Origin of the sequence: Bacillus cereus (genome assembly GCF_002561295.1) — a bacterium.
Taxonomy (GTDB): domain Bacteria; phylum Bacillota; class Bacilli; order Bacillales; family Bacillaceae_G; genus Bacillus_A; species Bacillus_A cereus_S.
In genome coordinates this window covers 42,680-66,872 of record NZ_NTUG01000008.1, presented here as the reverse complement: position 1 = coordinate 66,872, position 24,193 = coordinate 42,680, and the positions used below count along the sequence as shown (strand labels likewise).

Sequence of the window (24,193 nt, the reverse complement as noted above, 5' to 3'; positions counted from 1 at the left end):
TCAATGCTATAAGGCATTGCATCTTTTCCATAATTGACTTCGCCATAAACTATCATTTAATCCCTCCTTTTTTACCAGATATATCTAATTATACCATTTTATCAGATGTAATAGAAATTTTAAGAGTGTCCTTTATTTAATATTTTGTAAGTTTATTTGTTAAGTGGAATGACTAGAAGAGTGGCGAAGAAAACAGGGCGCACATTTAATAGTGCTAGGGGCGCAGTGAGATCGTTAGTAAGAAGAAAGAGGGTTGCGTCTTAGTGAATTATTAATTACATAAATTTACTGTGTGCGGTAAAATAAAGAGTAGAATGTATCGGGATAAGGTGGGGGGAATGTATGCACATTAGCGCAGAGAGGAAAGCAGAGTTGTTTGAAGAACTTTTAAATCGTTTACGAAGAGACCAAAATATCATGGTAGGTAGTTCTTCTCGATTTAACTTATCTAATGTAAATACAATAAGGAAGCTACATATTATTCGCGATATGGACACTAAAACAATCTATTGCCGTAAAGCGGAAGTAGCTAAAGAATATATTCAACCTTTAAATTCAGATAAAATACGTCTGTTTTCAGGTGGGATTTGTAAGTTATGTGTGAAAGAGTGGATTAAAGAAGAGTTTGAGAAGTTATTACAGGAAGAAAAAAGGTAGATATGATTGGAGACTGGCGAAAGAAAAAGGAGAAGGGTACGCATTAAGGTTCGGTTCAATAAAGACGTCGTAGGAAGTCTGTTATTCGCTAAACAATATATAAATGGGTACATTCAAAATAATCGTGTGTGAGAAGTTGACGCACTGGACATAGTGAAGGGAATATCAAATAATGAATATATATAAATTAATTAAAAAAGTAATGTTAGTAGGAATCACGGCAACAGCGCTATTAAGTGGGTGCGGTAGTTCCAACGAAGGTGCCACTAACGAAAGTCAGTCTAACGAAGTCAATGCTGAAAAATCACCGAAAGAAATCGCGCAGGAAATACACGAAGCCGAAAAGAAGTCGAAGGAAGTTGAAAAAGAACTGAACGCATTACGCGAATCTGAGAACAGTGAATTCCTTATCGATCTTAACATCGAAATTGACGGTAAGGGTAAGAAGCCACAGAAACTAATGTTTGATGTCGATAATGACGGAAATTTATCGCTAGATTCATTTAAATCGTTAAAAGTCGGTATGAGTGCGGAAAAGGTAGCTAAAACACTAGATAAAAACGTTGCATTTGCATCATTCATGCGCATCAAACAGTACGGCAAGTTATGGGAAGGTACAATGTACACATATAAGTACGAATCTAACGGAATAGAAACGCGTATTGAAGTGTACTTCACTCATGAAGACGACGAATTGAAGTTATACGGCGCGCATCGTACGGAAATAAACCGCGCTAATGAGTGGAAACAAACGACGCTAGACAATAAACGTGGATTCATCGGACAAGGAGCGGATACGGAAAAGGATACATCTATGAATGATAGCGCAGCGGGTACGACTAGCGAAGCGCCTGCGAAGAAGAAGCCCGCACCTAGTAAGGCGGATACACCTGCGAAGAGTACAAAATCTGCTATTCCTAACGATTACTGCGGACATGGACACGACGAAACGAAGCAAGAAGCGCATGGCTGCGATAAGATTATTGATGAAGAAGCGCACCAAAGGCATTTAAAACAACAACAGGAAGAATATGAAGAACAACAACGCAAGGAAATCGAACAATATCGCTCTGAAATGACCGAAGAAGACAAAGCGAGAATCCAAAGACAGGAAAAACGATGGAATACACCTAGCGGTGGCGTCGGTGCGACGTGGCAGGATGAATTAAAAGAAATGGAAGAGAAGGAAGCGCAAGAGAACGCACAACAATAGCATGAGCTAAGATTATCAAGAAAGATCATACGCATGTATTTAATTAGAACATGTATTCGTGTTGTACGTAAAAATATAGACCTATATAATATTAATTATAAAGCAATCGGCTCACCACTGGCGCAAGATATACGCAGCCATGCCGATAATACACATCACCACAGGACGGCATTAGCCGTTATACGAGAAGGCGCTGCGGACTAACCACCCTAGCGCTTTTCACTTTATTAGGAGGGCTTACCATGCTTCGAATTAAGATTAAGAAGGGGCGGAAAACGTCTATTGTATTACTTACGCTAACTTTATTCGCGTTGTGGCTGCTGAATGTATCGGACAACTTTTATATACAATTATTCTCGGCGCTATTCGCCTTATCTGTCATAGCCGCACAGCTTACGGAAGCATTCCTAAATTGTCGAGATAAAATAAAAGAATATAACGATAATAATAGATGATAGTAATAGGTGATAGTGTGAGAGGGATGTTAGTTAAATTGATATGGATTTACTTACAGAACAAATTGAATTAGAGATGCCTGAGGATAGAAAGTGTGGAGTAGGTAATTGATCTGTCTCTCCTTTATTTTGGTTAAAAGTTATCTTCATTATAATAAATGTTATAATTTGGATAGGGCTACAACAAGGGAGGATATGGAAATAGATGCTTTTAGATATTGGAATTATGGATATAGAACAGTCTAATGATTTTTTGGGAAGTCTATGGGCAGAGCTTGAAAATGAATTTGGGAAATGTCAGTGTAGTTATTATGCACCTAGAAAAGACAAAAAAGAAAAGAAAATTCATTTTGGCATCATGGACATAGGTATTACATCTCTAAATGTTGGTATTACCTACAAGCACAATGGCTCAATTGTTAATCTGTTTTTTGAAGATGTGGACAATAGACAAGAATTAGAGGCAGGTTCTCCTTTAGGTCAAAGACTTAGACAAGCTGTGAGAAAAGCAAGAAAAAACAAAGGGGCATATAAAAAATTCTTTGTCAAGATGGGTATTAAGTCTCATCCTTCTCTATCAAGTTATAAAGGTGAAAATTTCACAACAAGGGTATCAGCAGATGGATTTACCGATATTACTTTCCCTATATATGCTCATGGTGAAAGTCAAGTACATAGTAAGTTTTTTCCTAAGTTAAAGCAGATAATGGACTTTTTATCAGTAGAAACAAATTCCCCTTTTGAGAGAGATTATAAATATCATACAGGTCAAAAACTTGCAGAAATATCACCTAATGAAGTGTATCAAGTACCAGTCTCTATAAATGATTCCTTTACATATCACCCATTTGTTAGAAATGGATATATCGTTATTTCAGAGATAGGTCAAAGGTTTTTGGACTATATAGCTAACACTGATAAATTAGATAAGGATTTAGCTTTATTCTTAAAGGCTTGTTCCCACTACCATACTGCAAGAAAGCATGATGATCAATTGACTGAAATAGCAACAACTTTATACCTTTCTGCTTTAGAAGTTACTACCTTAATTGGGTTTCAGGAGGAGACATGTAAAGAGTGTAGTCAGCCTAAATATAAGATATCTAAAAGAGTAAGGGGCTTAGCTGAAAAATATCTGAGTGCAGATGTAGCAAAGGATTTTATTGAGTATTATGATAAAAGGTCAAAATATCTGCATAGAGGAGAAATGCTATCTGAGGATAGTTTTTCTTCACACTCATTCCCAATGCTTGATAAAGATAGTGAACATGGCTGTAAAATGGGAGCGCATATAAATTTAATGGATATTAGAAAAAATACAGGTTACATACTAAGGGAATTTTACAAGGAATATTTTGTGAATAAATGCCTCTAAAATGGGAAAATACGCTATTCTTTCTGTAGAATCATAGGAAAGGATAGCGTTTAATGGTGTACAGAACTACATTTATAAAAAGCGAATGATTGTCGATACACCTGCGTTATTGTTCGGAATACGTCGTAAGCTAATGTAAACTATATGCGATATGTTGAATATAATGTGAGAAACGTTGGTGTAACTGCATTTGTTACGTTTACATAAGTCGTAAAAATGTATACAAATGTTTACTAGAAAGAGAGTACGAGGGGTTTGTAAATGCGCTGTCACGTCGATATGACGGCGCTAGGACTTAATAATAATGTACAGTGCGGGGAATCTTCGAATGTTTTACGCAGATAATGGCGAAGGATTTCGTATGAGTGGCGGCTGTACAGCTGCAAAACGTTCTGCTGGAGACGTCCTTTGAAAAACGGGGGGCTAGGTTTTACGAAGTCTTTTACGCATCTAAACATAAAAAAGACACCGCCAATTACTGCGCCGCCTCTCTCTTCTTCTTATAACGTTGAATTGTCGATACTGATAGCCCTGTCATTTGTGCAACTTTACGAATAGAGTTATCTTTCAATAACATCATAGCTGTATCTATCTGCGCTTTTGCTATAGTTGGACGCCCTTCTCGGAAATCAGCTTTTTGTCTAGCTGCGGCTTTTCCTTCTTGTGTACGCTCTACAATCATATCTCTTTCAAATTCAGCGAACGCAGCGAATACATTAAACATTAGCTTTCCTGCTGCGGTACTTCTATCAATAATGCCGAGGTTTAACACGTTAACAATTACGCCTCGCTCGTATAATTCTGTTACAAGTTCTATCGCATCCTTTGTTGAACGTGCAAAGCGGTCTAGCTTCGTAACTACTAGCGTATCACCTTCGCCTATTGTATCCATTAATTCGATAAACTGCGGTCTTTCCTTCGTTGTTCCCGTGAACTTCTCGGAATAAATAACTTCGCATCCTGCATTATGTAGTGCCTCTTCCTGCACCTCTAATTTTTGACCTACTGTACTAACTCGTGCATATCCATATACTGTCATATGTTATCATCCTTTTCTATTTATTGTATTTATTCTGCGCCGAATAAAGAATACATGTTTTGAATACATCTCATGTGCCTATCTTATCACATCATAAAAGTGTATTCAATACTTGAAAGAAAAGAATACAATATTTATTTTACCCACTAGCGCATTAGTATACGAATACCCCTGCATATGTTTCCTCATTGATACGCTACTACACCTAGCCGATACTACTACGACCAATAGGGCATATGTACTTCGACCACCCCGCAATACCTATACACAATATCCCGACATACCTAGCCGTTATACCAAGCCACACCGTACCACACAGCCACATACAGTTATACTACTGTGATGTTACTAGAAGCGATAGACAAAGTGCTAGGCGCGTCACAGGCTACCGCTATACGCCATCATAAGCCCAGTACACTAACCCACCAAGCTACACACCACCAGCGCATGACCTAGTACTATATGTATCTGCGTGAGTGTCTTCGATATATTGTTGTCGTTGTTTTTTCGTATGATCTTTTTATTTGTTGTGTTAAAAGATTAGCGAGAAGTTGTTTGTTTAGTTTCTTATTCAATTGTTGTTGCAATTAAGTTCGGGAAGTAATTCGTTTGTGAATTATATTTGAATCGTAAAGACTTCGAAGTGAATTGAGTTGAGTTTATTCGATTGATTCGCATTGAGTTCGTTAAGTGAATCGAATTGAGTTGAATTGAATTGTTATTTGTTTTGTTTCTGCGATTAAAAGCGAAGGAAGAAAAGAACGTTCGTTTTAAAGCGTTTTTTGTTGCGAATGAGCGAAGTTAAAAAGCAGAGAGGGTCATAAGCCGCACCACCCAAAGCGAAATTACCCGACCCTCCAAGCGGGGGTCTATAGCGCCTGCAACTCGTGTATGCAGTTAGTAATCATATTTTTTAAACCGAGGGGTTAAGCAGTCGCCACCACCTAGCGCATTATCAATCGAAGTCCTTCGAATCCCAACGAAGACCATAGCGCCGCTCTCACGTTTACCTCATGTTTACCCAAGCCCCTCAATAACACCGTAATTCTCACATCTAAAAAAATTCGCATACAGATTTTCAGACTCGAGGTGGTATTCGCTACTTACTTCTATTATATAGGCGAATGGCGGCGTGCAAGTTATTTTTAAATTTATCGCAGTGGGATACCAGCCCCACGCTACTAATGCGCCTATAGAAATGAGCGGGCAATGAGAGAAAAAGTAATTTTAATAGAATCGCCCTTTCTTCGAATGCTAGCGCACCTATACATACAAGGGCGTTAAAAATTAATTTAAAGAAATATCGCAGAATCATACCAATTACAGATGGTTGCCGCGCCAATCTCTTTGTAAGGGTTAAAGCGACGCAGCAAGAAAGATCAGCGGCAGAGATATTACTTTATAAGGTCTTACGCTCTTGTATTATTGCGTGGTCTTTTAAGTTCTTACGATATCTATTAATGCGTAATAGAGCAAGGATACGCTCTTTTGTATCCGACGCTCAAATGTATTTAAATCTGTATAACATCTGTATAAGAGTAAATCTGTATTCCGTATAGCACACGCACGGTCTTGACGTTGAGTCAGCTTACCGTCTAAAAAAGCGTGTATGCAACGAGGGTAAATATTACCAATTAAAAACCGTAAAGGAGGGTTAGGGAAACTATGACAAAAGAGAGAGCAAAGGAAAGAAGAGAGCAACAAAAAGCATTAAGGAACGAGTTGAAATCTATAAAAAGGGATAGTGAGCCGAATCCATTATACGACAAGGAAGACAAGGAGAACGGCGTTGACTTCATTAAGATGCCAGCAGCTATATTCGAGTACTTATCATTACATGAGTACGGATTCAATGCAGATTCAATCCTAATCTATCAAATAATTATCAACTGGTATAACAGAAACGAAGGCGCTGCGTATCCGTCACAGTATGCCATGGCACGAGTGTTAAAGAAAAGCGTACCAACCGTAAAGAAACATATCGCATTGCTGGAAGAAGTCGGCTTAATCGAAATCGAGCGTAGAGGGCTAGGGCGAACGAATCTATATAAACCACTACGACCACTCGAAAGACTTGCGTTACTAGACCGATACCCACGAGCAAGCAAGTTCGATATTGAATTCTCGCAGCACATCGAAGAATACAAGAAGAAGGACATGCAGCGGGTTAAAAAAGACGTAGCAGCAAGCTAATACCGCCAAAAAATCAAGTTTAAGGAGGCATAGCGATGTTTATAGGTTGGATAGAGATACCAAAAAGCGCAACGAGATACTTAGACATGCCCGAAGAGAAAAAACGCGAGCTAACAAAGAAGAAAAGGCGGGGGCGTCAGCGTAAAAAGGCGGATAGCGAAGAAGGCAGCGAAGAGGCGGAAAATAAAACGTCAAATCGCCAAAGCTTGCATAGTCGGGTCAAGAAAAATAAAAAAGATCTTATAGAAATATCATTCAATGGCGGCGCAGCCCTTCATAACTGGGACTACGAGGCTAATAACTATAAAACTAACTAATCGGAGGTAACACAAATGAAATTCAGAGGCGAAGAACTAGAGTTAATCCCAAATTTCGGGGAGGTAGCAACGAAACAAGAGGTAACACAAGAGGTAACAGTACCACACGAAGCGGACGTATTCACAGAGCCGTCAAACGTGGCGCAGCGTGAGCAGTATATAGAGAGAATCGAAGTATTAAGCAAAGTCAAAGGGCTGTTACTGCTGCCACAACTAGAAATGGCGACTACAAAGCAAGTAGCGGCATTCTATGAAGTACCACACGAAGCAATTTCTACTGTCATTCGTCGGAATATGGAAGAGTTAGAAGGCGACGGAATGTATCTAGCGAGGTATAGCGAAATCAAAGGAGTTATAAACGGTCATAATGACCATTTATTAAGTTTAGGTGTATCGAAACGTGGTACATATGTATTCCCAAAACGTGCAATCTTACGAATCGGCATGTTGCTGCGTGATAGTGAAGTGGCGCAGGAAGTCAGAACGCAGTTATTAAACGTCGAGGAACATGCAACAAATCAGCAACGCACACAGGAAATCGACAAAGAAGATTTACTACTACTAGCGATGATAAAAGAAAAAGACCCGATTAAGCAGGCGCAGGCAATCGCAGCATATACGGAATACAAAGACACTAGAGCCAAGGAAGCCGAGGAAAAGGCAGCAAAGTACGAAGAAAAGGCGGGCAAGTTTGACTTTGTAACGGAACAGGCGGGGCTTTTAACGCTAACAAGCGTAGGGAAATCGTATGTAGACGGTGTTTCCGCTAATGCACTCAACAAATTCTTAATTCAACGAGGCGTACTATATAAAAAGAAAGTAGACGGGATTCACATGTATAAAACGGGCTACGAGAAGTATTTCAAGGTCGTAACGTATGAAGCGGGATACAGAACGCTCAAAGTAACGCTGGAGGGGGCACTATTCATCGCAGACCAGTACAAGGAACGTACTAGTGAGAGATCTGCGTAAAAATGAATAAATTTATTCATCGGACTATACAAGAAATCGACTCGTAGAAGTACATATAGGTGAAGGGAATAGGATATACACCTGTTCCTCGTCTAGTTAGGTAAGTACGTAAATTCGTATATGCTTCGATTTAGGTATTACGGAAGCTGCTCGTATTTATGACGCTGCTACATTCTATCCAATCGCAATGGAGGGGGGCGCTAGTTCTTCTAGCGTCCAGCGCTCTTTTAACTAACGATGTATAAAACTATACGAAATAAAAAACGAAAGGAGATGAAAAATATGCGTATCAGACATGAGTACGATTATGCAATTATCGAAGGCGACGAAGATGTTATGCAACGTGCAACCATTAAAGGTGCATGTATCGGTACAGAACCGATGCCTGCTGGTGTAAATCTATACTATTTCTACGATAAGGCACAAAAGACCAAAACGACAGGTGATGCGAATGTATATGTATTGTATCGTCAGATGTACTTAAATAAATTCGACACGAAAGAAAAAGGAGCAACTAAATGACCAGTGACACCCTGCGCTATATCAGAAAGACTATAGGTTACACAATGGAAGAATTCGCACAACTAGTAGGTGTTTCTATGGTTACAGTTTACCGTTGGGAATCTGGAATAAATGAACCACCTAAAAGCAAGCAAAAGCGTATTCAGTTACAACTTAATCTTACACAGGAGGACATAGAAGAGATTAACCGCCTACTGTCAGAACGTCGTCATAGCAAGTTGTGCGCGAGGATACGTGCGCAGTTTTGTCAGCAGGCGGTATCGGATAGCTAGCGGTTTCTCCAAGCCATCAACGGCGTATTACTAACAAGGGTAGTTTATCTTTCATTCGTGGCGCAGGTGTTTTTTGTAACGTTATTCAATGGCATTACATTTCCCTTTCCTGCGCTGCACCTCATAACATGTTTTTTTACCTTTGAAGTATGAACACTTCATATTCTCGATATAAAAACTATAAACACTAAGAAAGGGTGATACAAATGCGTCCGCAGGATATCAAAGCAGTTAGACAACTAGCGGGACTTAGTCAAACTCAGTTCGGTAGGCTATTAGACGTTTCTCTTCTCACTGTAAATAAGTGGGAGCGAGGACACACGCAACCGAAGCAAGAGAACATAAAGAAGCTAGAAAGATTAGTAGGATACGATAACCTTCGCGTTATTCAATCAAAGTTACTATACGATTTACCGTTGCTAGAAGCATCGGACGACCTACGAAGAAGAGTCGAAGAGAAAAGAGAGGGGAAATGAGGAAATGATAAACGATGCGATTCAAGACGCAGCACAAGGAAAGACGGGCATACAGCTAAATAGAGTCAATCGACCGCTAGTAATAGCTGATTTAAAAGATTATCGCGAGCATACGTTTTTAGTTGTGCATATATATGATGGGGGCAAAACAGTGGGGCAGATTATAGCGCCTATGCAAGAAATCACGAGCCTAGCTGGAAAGATTACCGAAATAGTCGAAGCGAGCTGTGATAGAAAATCGCCCGTTGCATATGACTTACATACCTGCAATAACGATATCTATAAAGAAACGCTATCCAGTGCGTATGTACTAGCACAAATGAAACCTAAATCAGCGTGTAACGAATGTGCCGTAATTATGGACGATAAGCGAACACAGGAGGCGCTAGACGATATCTATATTAACGAGGTCGAGAGCGAGAAAGAGCAAGACAAACAAGAAACAAAAGAAAGATCAGCGCGAGAAAAGTTAAAGCAACTCTTTAAAACAATGCGCGATAAGGTAGCGGGATTTATGCGCCGACTGGGCTTACCAGCCAAACAATAAGGCAAGTTACTGACGGCATTGCCGTTTATATAAAACACTAAACTAACTCAAAGGGGAAACTAAAATGACAAATACTAAAACTACTATGAAAGAAAAAATTATGAAAGCTGTAGATATCCAAAATGGATTAACTAGCTATCTCGCTAAAGAATACTTACCTAAGGTACGTGAAGACCGAGCGAAGATTGAGCGAAATCTCAATCTAACAAAAATCGGTAAAGAAGGCGAGCGTGACAAGCTAGGAAGAAAGCAAGAAGTGTTATTACTTAATCATATTTCGGAGCAAAAACGAGAATTTACGAAGTTACTCGAAGAGGTGCGAAGCATGGCACACCTTGAATTAACTCGTGAGCCTGCGAAGGTCGATGCATTAAAGCAGAAACTATTCGATTCTAAATTAGATGCGCTACGCGGAAAGATTGCATTCGCAACTAATCCCGACACGGCTCTAAGACATCTAAATGAATTAGTAGCACTAGCGGACGAGCCTGCACTAGCTCGACAAATTAACGAAATGGTTATGCAGCTATCGCAAGGTGTATTAAGTCAAGTCGCAGGAAGCGCAGAAGCATCGAAAAAGGTTCGCCGCACATTAGGGAGCATTCACGCCGACCTTACAAAACGCACAGAAGTGGGCGAAGATATGCACGAAGTGCGCGAGTTACTAGAATCGGCGGAACAAAGATTACAGCATGAGTTCGTTCGTACTGGCGTGCTAGGAAATGCACTAATGGAAATCTCAAAAGATACGCTAGAGTATGCGAATGATATCGAGAGATACGAGCAAGTACATACGAAGCGCATCGAAGAAGTAGCGCAGGCTGTACAATTCGAGCGATAGGGGGCAAGCGAATATGAAAAAAGATCAGAAAACACATGACGACTTATGCGACATATTTATCACAACGCAAGGGACAGGAAGAAAAGGCTAGATAACTGGGCGAGGTCTTAGCGGACTTTGCCCGCCAGTTTCATGTATTCATAAACATAAGCGAAGAGAGGACGAAGGAAAATGACAACGACAACAACTACTAAAACTAAAGCGCCAAATGTACATAAACAATTACCCGAGATTATTGCAAAGGCTCGTGAAGAGTTCGGAGAAAACGGGTACTTAATCACGTATGATCACAACGCGCAAGAGTGGAAGTCACATAAAAAGGTTGTGAAAGGTGACGGCGGCATGACTGCTTATGTAGCTCGAAACGGCTGCGATGAAGATAGCGTACTTTTTGGCGGAGTGCAATAGCTTCACCTTACTAAACTAAACTAAAAGGAGCGATGTATTTATGTTATCGAAGGAAAATGCGAAGAAAGTCGGAGTAATCAAAGAGAAGTTACACGCGGGAAAAGAAATGTACAGCGAGGTTGCCGAAATGGCTACGATTGTAAATAGCGATGAAGGGGCAACCGTAAGCGAACAAGCACTAGCGGAAGCATTAAAACGTATCCTAGCGCTACAAAGTGAAGTGCAATACTTACAATGTATGTTAGAAGATATCAAAATCGGATTCGACGCAATCAGCCGAATAGAATTAGTAGACTAACGAGGGCATGGCGGGGCTTAATAGGCTTCGTAGTTTGTACTAATCTATTTATGAAGAGAGAGGGAGAACTAAAATGAAGAAGCTATGGATGAAACGATGTACATACTGTAGAAAGATGAAATCAGCTGCGGATGGTTTCCACAAAGAGACGAAATCACCCGACGGGCTACAGGCACGCTGTAAAATCTGTAACGGAAAGACACGCACAACGGGCGAATATACCGTGACGGAATTTATCGAGATAGACGGTAAGGAAACCGAAGTAAAGCAATGTAAATCCTGCGCTGAAAAGTTTCCGCTAGATAGCTATTATCGAAATGGGCGTGGGGGATTTAAGCCGATTTGCAAGCGATGCTATGAAGATAAATACGATAGAGCTAGAGCCGTAAAACAAGCGTTAGATAAATCACATACAAACAAAATGCAGCGGCAAGGAATCGCATCGTTTAGCGTAACTGCCGTTGGCTCATTCACATTCGAAGAAAATAACGTTTCTAGTGCGATTAAGCAGCTATTATCGGAACTTATCCCCGACAGTGTGTTACACTTAATAGAAGCGGAAAACGAGAATCTCCAATTGACTGGACGTGTGATTGGTTGGACAGTTTAAGAAGGTTGTATAAAAAAGGGAGATGGCGCAAAGATGGCGAGATCAAATGAGAATGATTTAACGGAGAAATTGGCAGAAGGTCACCGAAAATATGGTGACGGCAACTTTACAGTACAGAATATCGGTGATGAAACTAACCCGAATTGGACTGTCGTAAAAAATATGAGGAAAGGATCGGCAGGTATTCGCGAAGAGGAAGATATATTAAGACTGCGATCAAAATATATAAAATAGTGCGGAAAGGTACGCCGAGATTCGCATTTTAAGACGATTATTTTTTATTCCGTGGATAAGGGATGCATCTAAATGCGTCAGAATTTTCGATAGGGAATTGATAGAACAAAAAGGCATTCAACATTGACGTAGAACTACTATATAGCGTATAATATTAATTAATAAAAACGGTCAGTTGACCGCACAAATGAACGCTCAGCAAGCGAAGAAAAGAATCGTTTATATATCGTAGGTAAATGACGGATCGGGAGTTCGAATCTCTCCTGGGACGCTAAAAAAACCTTGTTATCTTTTGATAACAAGGTTTTTTATTTGTTTTCAATTAGTTATTAATAAACTTTTCAAACACAAACCCATAATCTTTCACGTTATATTGCTTTTTCGTATCTACAAGCCAATTAAACGCAATTTGGTTCATTTCTTTAAATTGTTCTGCTAAATTAACTTGTGCATTTGTAATGCGGCTAAATGTGTTAGAGGCCATATCTAAACTTCTATGAGCGTATTGTAATGTAATGTCGTTCTCGTATGAAATTTCCTCGATTTTGAGAAGCGCTTTATACAAGTCTTTTAATTCTTCGATATGTTTTTTATGCACATCAATTGAGTAATATTCATCACCCATATGGAATTTAATTTCTACATCTAAATCGATTGTACCAGCAGTTTCTAACGCAACATTTCTAATTGGATATTTACTATAACTAAAGCGGCGAAGCGTACGTTTTTTACTCGCTGCACTCGTTCCATCTAAATGAAGCAGCCCTTTGTTTGTAAAGCAATATTCATCTGATTTTGATTTAATTAGGAAATAAATTTTCTCTCCATCTTCATGCATCACATAATCATCCGCATCGACTTTATCATAATCTTTCGGTGTAATTACAGAACCTACATCGCTTAGTCCAAGAACATCAGCTGCTACTTTTTTGAACATATATTTCATCCCCTTTTGTATTCTGAATTGTACGAAAATATATTATCATTTTTTGCGAAAAATTTATATGTTTTAAATGAAAATTTTGAAGGAGGGATTGGGAGTGAGTTGCCGAATCTAATTTAGCGAATAAGTGTAAAGGTGTTGGATCGATATATGTATCATCATACAAAAACAAAAGGTGATTTAGGTGTTTTAAAAGCTCAGGTGGATTTGTATGAAAAGGGATATATGATCTTAGTTCCTCATACAGAACATTCTCCATTTGATCTCGTGATCTACAAGGATGGGGTATTTAAGAGAGTCCAAGTTAAATATCGAGAGTTAAATGAGAAGGGGATAATTGAAATCAGGTTTCGCTCTAGTTATTCAACGAGTAGCGGGGTAGCTATAAAGAGTGTAGATAAAGAAGAAATAGATATTTACTGTGTATACTGCCCTCAAACGGATTTGTGCTACTATTTAAATCCGAAATTATTTAGTAAATCAATTAGTTTACGAATAGATCCTCCGAAAAATCAGCAAGAAAAGAACATTAAATTGGCGAACGAGTATAGAGAACTCCCGTAAAACCACTTGTAATAATGTTAGGTGGTTTTTCTTTTGTTTTGAAATCTTACAATTCTGTAAGGTAGATGTAAGGAAGTTCGATGGTAACAAAATATGAGTTCTTTATAATGAAGGTAACGAAGATGAAACGAGGAGGAAGAAAAGATGAAAGGATTAGTTGTAACAGCTTTAACGGTAGCTTTTGGATTTGTTGCATATGAGAAATTAACAGATGTGATTGATATCGTAAAACATTTAGTAGCGTAGAGATGATTTGTTATGTGAGGGAAAGGGAATGGGTAGATGAATGGAACGTTTATTCGGAATAATAGGTGTTTGTAGTGTTATACTATTGTTATTTGTCCCAAGTGGAATATTAAGTTCTACTACAAGTTTAGTTTTTTTGTGTTTACTCGCCTGTATTATGCTTATTATTATGTTTTTGATGCAACAAAGTAAGCCAATCTTCTTTTTTAGCATGATTGTTGTTACAATTATTGTTCTCCAAATGATTACTCTTTTCGTATATCCTACAATTATAAAAGCTTTCCATTGATGAGAAAATCCTCTGCGATATTTGCTGAGGGTTTTTATGTGTATAAAGAGAAATTTCTAGTGTGATTTTTGATTTTAATTAGAAAAGTTGAATATTTTCATATTTCAAATAAATATATTTGGAATGTTGTTTTCTTAACAGTCATTTGTTATATTTACTTTGAAGAGATATAAAATCTAAAAAAAGAGGCGGACGTATGGATAAAAAAGAAAATACGGTCGTATTGTTTCCACAGTTGTCAGAGCGTTATATTGATCAAGGGTTCATGGCGCTGCGGGAGCGGAAGTTCGAAGATGCATTGCGCTGTTTTGAAGTATTGCGTCAGTATAACGGAGAAACAGAACAAACAGAATTGGCTTCGGTTATTTGTTTATTAGAATTAAAGCGAATGGAAGAAGCGAAAGAACGATGTGAACAGTTGCTTGAAACAGGAACTGTTTTGTTTGGCGATATTCTTGAAACGTACGTGACAATTTTAGTTCAAACAAATGATTATGTAGGTGTAATTGAAACTGTTGAAGAGGTTTTGCAGAGAAAAGAATTGACCGTAGAGCAAAGAGAAAAATTAGCGCAACTTGCCCAATTTGCCGAGAGTATGCTAAGTGGTGAGGATGTAACACCGATAGAATCAGATTTTGATTTAGAAGAATTTTCGGAGAATCTGTTTGTGGAAAGTTTTGGGCAACAATTGCAAGTGATTAATGCTCTATTACTTAAAAACCTTGAAAAAGCTTTGCCAGCTTTACAGAAATTTCTTATTGATGATACGCGACATCCGTATTTAAAAACTTCCATTATATACAAAATGGTAGAGAAGCGTGTGGAAGAAGAAATAGAAATAGAGAAATTTGGCGAAAGAATAGTGGTTATTCCAGATCATTTAGGTCATAATGATGAGTATTCGAAGAAAGTTATACATATATTATCGAATCGTTTAGAAAGTGATAATCCAAATATGTTTGAGGCAATTATTACATATTGGAGAGAAATGCAAACGAGTATCTTTCCGTTTCCGTTACCAATGGACAAGCATGAAGTATGGGCTGCTGTTTTAGAGAGAATCGGAAGAAAACGTTTTGGATTGATAATTGATGAAGAGGAACTGATGGCGGTATATAATATTACCGTGGAAGAGTTCCATATTGCTTATCAATGGTTTTTACGTGTGGAAAGAGAAGGGCATTTACCAGTATAATTACGAAAAAGAATCGTTCAGTTATTGAAACGAGAATATTCTATGTTATAATGTAAGGGTTGCAAAAGGCTGAATTATGCCTGTTTGTAAGAGGAGAGAAGTATAATTCTCTTACTTAATATGTTTCATATTATTCTCGAACAAAATATACCGTGTTTGTCTTATAGACAAATAAAAGATTGAGAATTACGTGGTTTAAATCTTGAATCAATGGGTTTTCACGTTTTTATTATTTCCAAAAAAGAAATAATGGAAATCTCAATCTGTAGAGGTATGTGCATACATTATTATAGTTGGAGGGAAAGAATAAAATGGCTGCAAAATGGGAAAAATTAGAAGGTAACGTTGGCGTTTTAACAATTGAAGTTGATGCTAAAGAAGTAAACAACTCTATCGACGCTGCGTTCAAAAAAGTAGTAAAAACAATTAACGTACCTGGTTTCCGTAAAGGAAAAATGCCTCGTCCGTTATTCGAACAACGCTTTGGTGTTGAATCTTTATACCAAGATGCTTTAGATATTATCTTACCAAAAGCATACGGTGAAGCAATCGATGAAACTGGTATCTTCCCAGTTGCTCATCCTGAAATCGACATCGAGAAATTCGAGAAGAACGAAAACTTAATCTTCACTGCAAAAGTTACTGTAAAGCCTGAAGTTAAATTAGGTGAATACAAAGGACTAGCAGTAGAAAAAGTTGAAACAACTGTAACTGACGAAGATGTAGAGAACGAATTAAAATCTTTACAAGAGCGTCAAGCTGAACTAGTTGTTAAAGAAGAAGGTACTGCTGAAAACGGCGATACAGCTGTAATCGACTTTGAAGGTTTCGTTGATGGCGAAGCATTCGAAGGCGGAAAAGGCGAGAACTACTCTCTAGCAATCGGTTCTGGTACATTCATCCCAGGTTTTGAAGAGCAAATAATTGGTCTAAAAGCTGGCGAGTCAAAAGACGTTGAAGTATCATTCCCAGAAGAGTACCATGCAGAAGAACTTGCTGGTAAACCAGCAACATTTAAAGTAACAGTTCATGAAATTAAAACAAAAGAACTTCCTGCTTTAAATGATGAGTTCGCTAAGGATGCAGACGAAGAAGTTGCAACTCTTGATGAGTTAAAAGCGAAACTTCGCACAAACTTAGAAGAAGGCAAAAAGCACGAAGCTGAGCACAAAGTTCGTGACGAAGTAGTAGAAAAAGCTGCTGCTAACGCTGAAATCGAAATCCCAGAAGCTATGATCGAAACTGAGTTAGATCGTATGGTTCGTGAATTCGAGCAACGTTTAAGCCAACAAGGTATGAACCTTGAGCTTTACTACCAATTCACAGGTACTGATGCTGACAAGTTAAAAGAACAAATGAAAGAAGATGCACAAAAACGTGTAAGAATCAACCTTGTTCTTGAAGCTATCATTGAAGCTGAAAACATCGAAGTTACTGAAGAAGAAGTAACTGCAGAAGTTGAGAAAATGGCTGAAATGTACGGTATGCCAGTAGATGCTATCAAGCAAGCTCTTGGAAGCGTAGACGCTTTATCTGAAGATCTTAAAGTTCGTAAAGCTGTAGACTTCTTAGTAGATAACAGCAAAGCTGCATAATAAAATAACAAGGCGCGATTTTAATCGTGCCTTGTTTTATAAATATAGATATAAATATATTTATAAAACTTTTCGATGAAGAAGGAAAAGTACCTTCTAAAGTCGAATATACATATTTCAAAAGTTTTAAAAATTTTTATTTGTACATAACTAGTCATATTATTTGTATTTCTCGCCACGTAGTGACATAATATGTATTTACATACGATACATTTATCGTGTACATACGAAGGCAAGAGATTAGCACTTTGTAAGGGGTGTGAAAATATGTTTAAATTTAATGATGAAAAAGGGCAATTAAAATGTTCTTTCTGTGGTAAAACACAAACGCAAGTTCGAAAGCTTGTTGCTGGTCCAGGTGTTTACATTTGTGATGAGTGTATTGAGCTTTGTACAGAGATTGTGCAAGAGGAGCTTGCAAAAGATGAAGAAGTAGAATTCAAAGATGTACCGAAACCGGTAGAAATTCGTGAAATCTTAGATGAGTATGTCATCGGACAAGATAATGCGAAAAAAGCACTAGCGGTAGCGGTATATAACCATTACAAGCGCATCAATTCTAACAGCAAAATTGATGATGTAGAATTGTCGAAAAGTAATATCGCGCTTATCGGGCCAACAGGTAGTGGTAAAACGCTATTGGCACAAACGTTAGCACGTATTTTAAATGTTCCATTTGCAATCGCGGACGCGACATCTTTAACAGAAGCTGGGTATGTAGGGGAAGATGTAGAAAACATTTTACTAAAACTTATTCAAGCTGCTGATTACGATGTAGAAAAAGCGGAAAAAGGAATCATTTATATTGATGAGATTGATAAAGTGGCGCGTAAGTCAGAAAATCCATCAATTACACGTGATGTATCTGGTGAGGGTGTGCAGCAGGCCCTTCTGAAAATTTTAGAAGGTACTGTAGCGAGCGTTCCACCTCAAGGTGGTCGTAAACATCCACATCAAGAGTTTATTCAAATTGATACAACGAACATCCTATTCATTTGTGGTGGTGCGTTTGATGGCATCGAGCCTATTATTAAGCGTCGCCTTGGTGAAAAAGTAATTGGATTTGGTTCAGAGAAGAAAAATGCTGATGTAAATGAAAAGCATGTTTTATCTCACGTATTACCAGAAGACCTTTTACGATTTGGTTTAATTCCAGAGTTTATTGGTCGTCTTCCGGTTATTGCAAACCTAGAACCACTTGATGAAGGTGCTCTTGTTGATATTTTAACAAAACCGAAAAATGCACTTGTAAAACAGTTCCAAAAACTATTGGAACTTGACGATGTTGAGCTTGAATTTGAAGAAGGAGCACTGATTGAAATTGCGAAGAAAGCAATTGAACGTAAAACAGGTGCTCGTGGACTTCGCTCTATTATTGAAGGCTTAATGCTAGATGTAATGTTCGAACTTCCATCTCGTAAAGATATTGAGAAGTGTATTCTTACAAAAGAAACAGTAGTGGATAACGCACCGCCAAAATTGGTGTTACAAGACGGTACTGTACTCGATACAAAAACATCTGCATAGTGTACATGAGAAACAGCAATTTTTATAATTGCTGTTTTTTATTATGTTTAGCACTTTTCCTCCTAGGAAATACTAAATGGTAAAACATAGCAGGAGGAAATGAATCATGAGCTGGACAAATATATTCTTACTTGTTCAACTTGTTTTTGGGGTAATTGTTGGATTATACTTTTGGCATTTACTTCGAAATCAGCGAACACAAAAAGTTTCAATTGATCGAGAATCGAAAAAGGAATTAGAACAACTTCGTAAAATGCGCGAGATCTCTTTGACAGAACCACTTGCTGAAAAGGTACGTCCTACATCGTTTTTGGATATTGTTGGGCAAGAGGACGGGATTAAATCATTAAAGGCGGCACTTTGTGGACCGAATCCACAGCATGTTATTATATATGGTCCTCCTGGGGTAGGAAAAACGGCAGCGGCCCGTCTTGTGTTAGAGGAAGCGAAGAAAAATCAAAAATCACCATTTCGGATGAATGCGACATTTATTGAACTGGATGCAACAACGGCTCGATTTGATGAGCGTGGTATTGCGGATCCGCTAATTGGCTCCGTGCATGACCCGATTTATCAAGGTGCGGGTGCAATGGGACAAGCGGGGATTCCGCAACCGAAAAAGGGTGCTGTAACAGATGCGCATGGCGGTATTTTATTTATTGATGAAATTGGTGAATTGCATCCGATTCAAATGAATAAAATGTTAAAAGTATTAGAAGATCGCAAAGTATTTTTGGAAAGTGCATATTATAGTGAAGAAAATTCAATGATTCCAACATACATACATGATATTTTTCAAAAAGGCTTACCAGCGGATTTCCGTCTAGTTGGAGCAACAACTCGTTCTCCAGATGAAATACCTCCTGCTATTCGTTCTCGTTGTTTAGAAGTTTTCTTCCGTGAACTCGATACAGAAGAAATTCAAAAAGTAGCGAAGAATGCGGCAGAAAAAGTGGAGATGGAAATTGGGGAGCAAGGTATTGAATTAATTGGAATGTACGCAAGGAATGGAAGAGAAGCGATTAATCTTGTGCAAATTTCAGCAGGGATGGCGATAAACGAGGGACGCTCATTCATTAAAGATGAGGATATTGAATGGGTTGTTCATTCTAGCCAACTTACTCCAAAATATGAAAAGCGTATTTATCCAATTCCGAAGATTGGTCTTGTAAATGGTCTTGCTGTATATGGACCCAATACAGGGGCACTATTAGAAATTGAAGTAACAGCAATACGAGCTGTAGAAAAAGGTACGATTAATGTTACAGGGATTGTAGAAGAAGAGAGTATTGGTAGTCAAACGAAATCCATTCGGCGTAAAAGTATGGCGAAAGGTTCAGTTGATAATGTATTAACTGTACTTCGCTCTCTTGATTTATTGCCAGAAGGGTATGATATACATATTAATTTCCCTGGTGGTATTCCTATTGATGGGCCTTCAGCAGGAATTGCAATGGCAACGGGAGTATACTCAGCACTGCACAAAGTGTATGTGAATAATGAAATTGCAATGACGGGTGAAATAAGTATTCATGGTGAAGTGAAGCCGGTAGGTGGCGTATATGCAAAAGTGAAAGCTGCAAAAAAAGCGGGGGCGAAGAAGGTAATTATTCCTGCTGAAAATATGCAACCATTTTTATATACGATAAAAGGTATTGAAATTATACCTGTTCGAAAATTGAAGGAAGTCTTTGAGTTAACGTTTGTACAGAAAAACTTGCATCGTGAAATCGATGTACGTCATCAGGTTGATGAAGGTGATGTACAATCTATGTAAGGTAAAGCTGGATTAGTCTCTAATAGACGACTTCATGTAAGCTGAGCATAAACTAGAATATAATAATATTTGCCAGACTTCGTTTAAGTTTGTATGCTTAAGCGAGGTCCCTTTTTCTTTTATGGAACAAAAAAGTAAGGAATTTGTAATTGTAAGGAATCTCTGCAATTGCATCAAGAGGTATTGTAATATAAAATAGTTGAACAGGAGTTTAATTTATTATGGAGGTGCTATGTCTAGTATGAATACGAACGAAAGAATTGTGCCCCTCCTACCATTAAGAGGCGTTCTCGTATATCCAACGATGGTTCTGCATCTTGATGTAGGACGTGATAAATCGATACAAGCACTAGAGCAGGCAGCAATGGATGAAAATATCATCTTTTTAGCGATGCAAAAAGAAATGAATATCGATGATCCAAAAGAAGATGACATATATAGTGTGGGTACAGTAGCGAAAGTAAAGCAGATGCTAAAACTGCCGAACGGTACGCTTCGTGTCCTTGTAGAAGGTTTACATAGAGCAGAAGTAGTAGAGTTTATTGAAGAAGAAGATGTAGTAAAGGTTTCTATTCAAACAGTAACAGAAGAAGAAGAGGGCACGCTAGAAGAAAAAGCTCTTATGCGCACGTTGCTAGAACATTTTGAGCAATATATTAAAGTTTCGAAAAAAGTATCGAATGAAACATTTGCAACAGTAGTGGACGTGGAAGAGCCTGGTCGATTAGCTGATTTAATCGCTTCTCATTTGCCAATTAAGACAAAACAAAAGCAAGAGATTTTAGAGATTCTATCTGTAACAGAAAGATTACATACACTTATTGCTATCATTCAAGATGAACAAGAATTACTTAGCTTAGAAAAGAAGATTGGCCAAAAAGTGAAACGTTCAATGGAACGTACACAAAAAGAATATTTCTTACGTGAACAAATGAAGGCAATTCAAACAGAACTTGGTGATAAAGAAGGTAAGGGCGGCGAAGTAGAAGAACTTCGTGAAAAAATCGAAGAGGCAGGAATGCCAGAAGAAACGAAAAAAGCTGCTTTAAAAGAATTAGATCGCTATGAAAAGTTGCCGACAAGTTCTGCGGAGAGCGGTGTTATTCGCAATTATTTGGATTGGTTATTAGCACTTCCGTGGACAGAAGCAACAGAAGATATGATTGACTTAGCACATTCTGAAACAATTTTAAATCGAGACCATTACGGTCTTGAGAAAGTGAAAGAGCGTGTGCTAGAGTATTTAGCTGTTCAAAAGCTAACGAATTCTTTAAAAGGACCAATTCTTTGCTTAGTTGGCCCTCCAGGCGTGGGGAAAACATCTTTAGCACGTTCTATTGCAACATCGTTAAATCGTAATTTTGTACGTGTTTCTCTCGGTGGTGTTCGTGATGAATCTGAAATTCGTGGTCATCGTCGTACATATGTTGGTGCAATGCCAGGACGTATTATTCAAGGAATGAAAAAAGCGAAAACAATCAATCCAGTCTTTTTATTAGATGAAATTGATAAGATGTCTAATGATTTCCGTGGTGATCCATCTGCGGCGTTACTTGAAGTATTAGATCCAGAGCAAAACCATAATTTTAGCGATCATTATATTGAAGAGCCTTATGACTTATCAAAAGTAATGTTTGTTGCAACTGCAAATACACTTGCAAGTATTCCAGGTCCACTTCTTGATCGTATGGAAATTATTTCGATTGCTGGTTACACAGAGATTGAAAAGGTGCATATTGCTCGAGAACATTTATTACCGAAGCAATTAACAGAACATGGCTTACGAAAAGGGAATCTCCAAGTGCGTGATGACGCGTTACTTGAAATGATTCGCTATTATACACGCGAAGCTGGTGTTCGTACGCTAGAACGTCAAATTGCAAAGATTTGTCGTAAAGCAGCAAAAATCATCGTTACAGAAGAGCGTAAACGTATTATTGTAACGGAAAAAAATATTACAGATTTACTTGGTAAACACATATTCCGTTATGGGCAAGCTGAAACGACAGATCAAGTTGGAATGGCAACTGGTTTAGCGTATACAGCTGCTGGTGGTGATACGCTTGCAATTGAAGTGTCTGTATCACCAGGAAAAGGAAAGTTAATTTTAACAGGGAAACTTGGGGATGTTATGAAAGAATCCGCACAAGCTGCATTTAGTTATATTCGCTCTCGTGCAGAAGAGCTTCATATTGATCCAGATTTCCATGAAAAGAATGACATCCATATTCACGTTCCAGAAGGGGCGGTTCCAAAGGATGGCCCATCAGCTGGTATTACAATGGCAACGGCGCTTATTTCCGCACTAACAGGTGTACCTGTAAGTAAAGAAGTTGGTATGACAGGTGAGATTACGCTTCGAGGTCGTGTATTACCAATCGGTGGTTTAAAAGAAAAAACATTAAGTGCTCATCGTGCAGGCTTAACAAAAATTATTTTGCCAGCCGAAAATGAAAAAGATTTAGATGATATTCCAGAGAGCGTAAAAGAAAACCTTACGTTTGTGCCTGTATCTCATTTGGATGAAGTATTGGAGCACGCATTAGTAGGAGTGAAACAATGAAAGTAACAAAAGCAGATATTGTCATTAGTGCTGTTAAACCAGAACAATATCCAGATAGTGATTTACCAGAAATTGCATTAGCAGGTCGTTCTAATGTTGGGAAGTCTTCTTTTATTAATAAAATTTTAAACCGTAAAAAGTTAGTGCGTATTTCTTCTAAACCAGGAAAAACGCAAACATTGAACTTTTTCTTAATTAATGAAATGATGCACTTTGTCGATGTTCCAGGTTACGGATATGCGAAAGTATCAAAAACAGAGCGAGCGGCATGGGGAAAAATGATTGAAACTTACTTTACAACGCGTGAGCAATTAGATGCGGCTGTATTAGTAGTTGATTTACGTCACCCGCCAACAAACGATGATGTAATGATGTATGATTTCTTAAAGCACTATGAAATTCCAACCATTATCATTGCAACGAAAGCTGATAAAATTCCGAAAGGGAAATGGCAAAAGCATTTGAAGGTTGTAAAGGAAACACTTGATGTAGAAGCTGGCGATGAAGTCGTTTTATTCTCATCAGAAACAGGGCTTGGAAAAGAAGAAGCTTGGAAAGCCATTCATAAATTTACAAAAACAAAAAACGCGTGACGATTCGTCACACGTTTTTTGTTTACTTATAATATGGGACTTTTTGAACATTCTCTTATAGTACGTTTAATGTAACTTCCATATTCCCTCTAGTCGCTTTTGAATATGGACATACGCCATGTGCAGCTTCAACAAGTTCTTGTGCTTCAGAATGTGAAACGCCAGCTACACGTACATCAAGTACAGCGGATAATCCAAAACCACCATCTGTATCTTTTCCGATTGAAATGTGAGCTGTCACTTCTGTACTTTCTACTTTTACACGTTTTGTACGAATTACAAGCTGTAGAGCGCTATCAAAGCATGCTGCGTAACCAGCTGCAAATAATTGTTCCGGGTTCGTTGCTTCGCCGCCCATACCGCCTAATGCTTTTGGCATCTTTACATCAAGATTGAGAATGCCGTCCTCTGAAATAACTTTTCCATTTCTTCCACCTGTTGCAGTTACAGTTGCTGTATATAATTTTTCCAT

27 protein-coding genes are annotated in these 24,193 nt (G+C 38.3%); 24 read left to right on the top strand and 3 right to left on the bottom strand.

Translation table 11 applies throughout. From position 1 onward, the window contains the following. Positions 1 to 342: 342 nt before the first annotated feature. The 4 genes from CN373_RS07095 to CN373_RS07080 all read left to right on the top strand — a co-directional run bounded on the left by CN373_RS07095 (position 343) and on the right by CN373_RS07080 (position 3,700). Positions 343 to 657, top strand: a complete 315-nt coding sequence (locus CN373_RS07095) for a hypothetical protein (RefSeq protein WP_098359010.1) — start codon at positions 343 to 345, stop codon at positions 655 to 657. Positions 658 to 829: 172 nt separating this feature from the next. Then, positions 830 to 1,870, top strand: a complete 1,041-nt coding sequence (locus tag CN373_RS07090; protein WP_098359009.1) for a hypothetical protein — start codon at positions 830 to 832, stop codon at positions 1,868 to 1,870. Between the two features lie 242 nt (positions 1,871 to 2,112). Further along, complete coding sequence (locus CN373_RS07085) at positions 2,113 to 2,325, top strand: hypothetical protein (protein ID WP_098359008.1); 213 nt, start codon at positions 2,113 to 2,115, stop codon at positions 2,323 to 2,325. A 205-nt stretch (positions 2,326 to 2,530) separates the two neighbouring features. Further along, positions 2,531 to 3,700: a hypothetical protein gene (locus CN373_RS07080; RefSeq protein ID WP_098359007.1), complete on the top strand. Its 1,170-nt coding sequence runs from the start codon at positions 2,531 to 2,533 to the stop codon at positions 3,698 to 3,700. A gap of 475 nt (positions 3,701 to 4,175) precedes the next feature. Here the strand turns inward: CN373_RS07080 and CN373_RS07075 are convergent, their stop codons facing one another. Then, positions 4,176 to 4,739, bottom strand: coding sequence for a recombinase family protein (locus CN373_RS07075; protein ID WP_098359006.1), 564 nt, complete (start codon positions 4,737 to 4,739; stop codon positions 4,176 to 4,178). Between the two features lie 1,665 nt (positions 4,740 to 6,404). Between CN373_RS07075 and CN373_RS07070 the strand changes: the two genes are divergently transcribed. The 12 genes from CN373_RS07070 to CN373_RS07015 all read left to right on the top strand — a co-directional run bounded on the left by CN373_RS07070 (position 6,405) and on the right by CN373_RS07015 (position 12,429). Beyond that, complete coding sequence (locus CN373_RS07070) at positions 6,405 to 6,932, top strand: helix-turn-helix domain-containing protein (protein ID WP_098359005.1); 528 nt, start codon at positions 6,405 to 6,407, stop codon at positions 6,930 to 6,932. Between the two features lie 35 nt (positions 6,933 to 6,967). Next, on the top strand, positions 6,968 to 7,249 hold the full coding sequence (locus CN373_RS07065) for a hypothetical protein (RefSeq protein WP_098359004.1): 282 nt from the start codon (positions 6,968 to 6,970) through the stop codon (positions 7,247 to 7,249). 15 nt (positions 7,250 to 7,264) lie between these two features. Further along, on the top strand, positions 7,265 to 8,221 hold the full coding sequence (locus CN373_RS07060; RefSeq protein WP_098359003.1) for a phage antirepressor KilAC domain-containing protein: 957 nt from the start codon (positions 7,265 to 7,267) through the stop codon (positions 8,219 to 8,221). Positions 8,222 to 8,503: 282 nt separating this feature from the next. Beyond that, on the top strand, positions 8,504 to 8,743 hold the full coding sequence (locus CN373_RS07055; RefSeq protein ID WP_098359002.1) for a hypothetical protein: 240 nt from the start codon (positions 8,504 to 8,506) through the stop codon (positions 8,741 to 8,743). Beyond that, positions 8,740 to 9,015 carry a helix-turn-helix domain-containing protein gene (locus CN373_RS26000; RefSeq protein ID WP_098359001.1) on the top strand — a complete coding sequence of 92 codons (276 nt, stop codon included), beginning with the start codon at positions 8,740 to 8,742 and terminating at the stop codon, positions 9,013 to 9,015. The genes CN373_RS07055 and CN373_RS26000 overlap by 4 nt, the downstream gene beginning before the upstream one ends. A gap of 206 nt (positions 9,016 to 9,221) precedes the next feature. Further along, positions 9,222 to 9,491, top strand: coding sequence for a helix-turn-helix domain-containing protein (locus tag CN373_RS07045; protein WP_098359000.1), 270 nt, complete (start codon positions 9,222 to 9,224; stop codon positions 9,489 to 9,491). 4 nt (positions 9,492 to 9,495) lie between these two features. Continuing rightward, positions 9,496 to 10,038 carry a hypothetical protein gene (locus CN373_RS07040; RefSeq protein ID WP_098358999.1) on the top strand — a complete coding sequence of 181 codons (543 nt, stop codon included), beginning with the start codon at positions 9,496 to 9,498 and terminating at the stop codon, positions 10,036 to 10,038. Positions 10,039 to 10,102: 64 nt separating this feature from the next. After that, the gene (locus CN373_RS07035; protein WP_098358998.1) at positions 10,103 to 10,879 is read left to right on the top strand and encodes a hypothetical protein; all 777 of its coding nucleotides are present in this window, start codon (positions 10,103 to 10,105) and stop codon (positions 10,877 to 10,879) included. Positions 10,880 to 11,050: 171 nt separating this feature from the next. Then, positions 11,051 to 11,287 (top strand): hypothetical protein, encoded by a 237-nt coding sequence (locus tag CN373_RS07030; RefSeq protein ID WP_098358997.1) that lies wholly within the window; start codon positions 11,051 to 11,053, stop codon positions 11,285 to 11,287. A 40-nt stretch (positions 11,288 to 11,327) separates the two neighbouring features. Beyond that, positions 11,328 to 11,585 carry a hypothetical protein gene (locus tag CN373_RS07025; RefSeq protein WP_098358996.1) on the top strand — a complete coding sequence of 86 codons (258 nt, stop codon included), beginning with the start codon at positions 11,328 to 11,330 and terminating at the stop codon, positions 11,583 to 11,585. Between the two features lie 73 nt (positions 11,586 to 11,658). Further along, positions 11,659 to 12,195: a hypothetical protein gene (locus CN373_RS07020; protein WP_098358995.1), complete on the top strand. Its 537-nt coding sequence runs from the start codon at positions 11,659 to 11,661 to the stop codon at positions 12,193 to 12,195. 33 nt (positions 12,196 to 12,228) lie between these two features. Beyond that, complete coding sequence (locus CN373_RS07015; RefSeq protein ID WP_098358994.1) at positions 12,229 to 12,429, top strand: cytoplasmic protein; 201 nt, start codon at positions 12,229 to 12,231, stop codon at positions 12,427 to 12,429. Positions 12,430 to 12,751: 322 nt separating this feature from the next. Here CN373_RS07015 and CN373_RS07010 read toward each other — a convergent pair whose 3' ends face one another. Beyond that, on the bottom strand, positions 12,752 to 13,366 hold the full coding sequence (locus tag CN373_RS07010) for a PH domain-containing protein (protein ID WP_098358993.1): 615 nt from the start codon (positions 13,364 to 13,366) through the stop codon (positions 12,752 to 12,754). Positions 13,367 to 13,522: 156 nt separating this feature from the next. Here CN373_RS07010 and CN373_RS07005 point away from each other — a divergent pair, with 156 nt between their 5' ends. The 8 genes from CN373_RS07005 (at position 13,523) to ysxC (ending at position 23,721) form a co-directional block, all read left to right on the top strand. Continuing rightward, positions 13,523 to 13,936, top strand: a complete 414-nt coding sequence (locus CN373_RS07005) for a group I intron-associated PD-(D/E)XK endonuclease (RefSeq protein WP_000274743.1) — start codon at positions 13,523 to 13,525, stop codon at positions 13,934 to 13,936. A gap of 286 nt (positions 13,937 to 14,222) precedes the next feature. Further along, entirely contained in the window at positions 14,223 to 14,471 is a 249-nt protein-coding gene (locus CN373_RS07000; RefSeq protein ID WP_000440269.1) for a hypothetical protein, read from the top strand. Between the two features lie 196 nt (positions 14,472 to 14,667). Beyond that, positions 14,668 to 15,666 carry a hypothetical protein gene (locus CN373_RS06995; RefSeq protein ID WP_000358286.1) on the top strand — a complete coding sequence of 333 codons (999 nt, stop codon included), beginning with the start codon at positions 14,668 to 14,670 and terminating at the stop codon, positions 15,664 to 15,666. Positions 15,667 to 15,977: 311 nt separating this feature from the next. Beyond that, a complete protein-coding gene (gene tig, locus CN373_RS06990; RefSeq protein WP_000729260.1) occupies positions 15,978 to 17,261 on the top strand; it encodes a trigger factor in 1,284 nt (427 codons plus the stop codon). A gap of 267 nt (positions 17,262 to 17,528) precedes the next feature. Continuing rightward, positions 17,529 to 18,788 (top strand): ATP-dependent protease ATP-binding subunit ClpX, encoded by a 1,260-nt coding sequence (gene clpX, locus CN373_RS06985; protein WP_000472287.1) that lies wholly within the window; start codon positions 17,529 to 17,531, stop codon positions 18,786 to 18,788. A gap of 106 nt (positions 18,789 to 18,894) precedes the next feature. Next, a complete protein-coding gene (lonB, locus tag CN373_RS06980) occupies positions 18,895 to 20,565 on the top strand; it encodes an ATP-dependent protease LonB (protein ID WP_000119164.1) in 1,671 nt (556 codons plus the stop codon). 232 nt (positions 20,566 to 20,797) lie between these two features. Next, entirely contained in the window at positions 20,798 to 23,128 is a 2,331-nt protein-coding gene (gene lon, locus CN373_RS06975) for an endopeptidase La (RefSeq protein ID WP_098358992.1), read from the top strand. Further along, entirely contained in the window at positions 23,125 to 23,721 is a 597-nt protein-coding gene (ysxC, locus tag CN373_RS06970) for a ribosome biogenesis GTP-binding protein YsxC (RefSeq protein ID WP_000869120.1), read from the top strand. Before lon ends, ysxC begins: the two co-directional genes overlap by 4 nt. Before the next feature lie 55 nt (positions 23,722 to 23,776). On the opposite strand, the gene CN373_RS06965 is transcribed toward ysxC, so the two are convergent. Further along, complete coding sequence (locus CN373_RS06965) at positions 23,777 to 24,193, bottom strand: organic hydroperoxide resistance protein (protein WP_098358991.1); 417 nt, start codon at positions 24,191 to 24,193, stop codon at positions 23,777 to 23,779.